Annotated in this window: 1 protein-coding gene; it reads right to left on the minus strand. The window is 32.7% G+C overall.

The annotated features are described in order from the left end of the window. On the minus strand, window positions 1-643 hold a 643-nt coding region (locus ACFQ2O_RS22120; protein ID WP_377533168.1), incomplete at its 3' end, for a DarT ssDNA thymidine ADP-ribosyltransferase family protein. Window positions 644-652 lie beyond the last annotated feature (9 nt).

A 652-nucleotide genomic window follows, 5' to 3' on the forward strand; every position in this document is an offset into this window, starting at 1 on the left:
GTTTGTAATTTTCAAAATCTGAGATATCTGAATACAAATAAGACGTATTGATTGCAAAAGGGTTTTCTGATACTTTTTCAATTCTTGCCCAATTTGATTGCATATTTCCTGTGCTATAATAGCAAATATCAGCCATTTTCAATAACACCTCTTTCAAATCAAATTTAAAAAATACTGGTAATGGACACTTAGGTAAACCTAAATTTCGTGCTTGGGGATAAAACGTTTTCCATTTACTACAATGTATCCAGTCACCATCCCAATATTTCCAAGATTTCAAAAATCCAGAAGAAGAGTCATGTCCTAAACATTCATTATAGAATTGTGTAGGAGTTTTGGGACGGAAATAAAAGCGAGCGTAGTCATGTGCTGTACCTCTTCTAGCGACAAGGTTTCCGGCTGCGTTTGCAAACTTACCTTCGGCTTTATTCCTGCTTAATATTTTTCTATCTTTGATAATATCAATTGCATTGAACAAATGAGTAAAATGATAAATAGCGGGTGCTCCATCAAACTGTCCTAAAAACTCAACAATTTTAAATTCTTCTCTATATTTACCTAATATGTATTCTAATTTCTCAATGATTTGAGGATTTGTTCTTAATAATTGCCAATCCCACTTGTTGCGATACTTTTCAATCAAATCATTAGT

The organism is Pontibacter rugosus, assembly GCF_042678745.1.
GTDB lineage: Bacteria > Bacteroidota > Bacteroidia > Cytophagales > Hymenobacteraceae > Pontibacter > Pontibacter rugosus.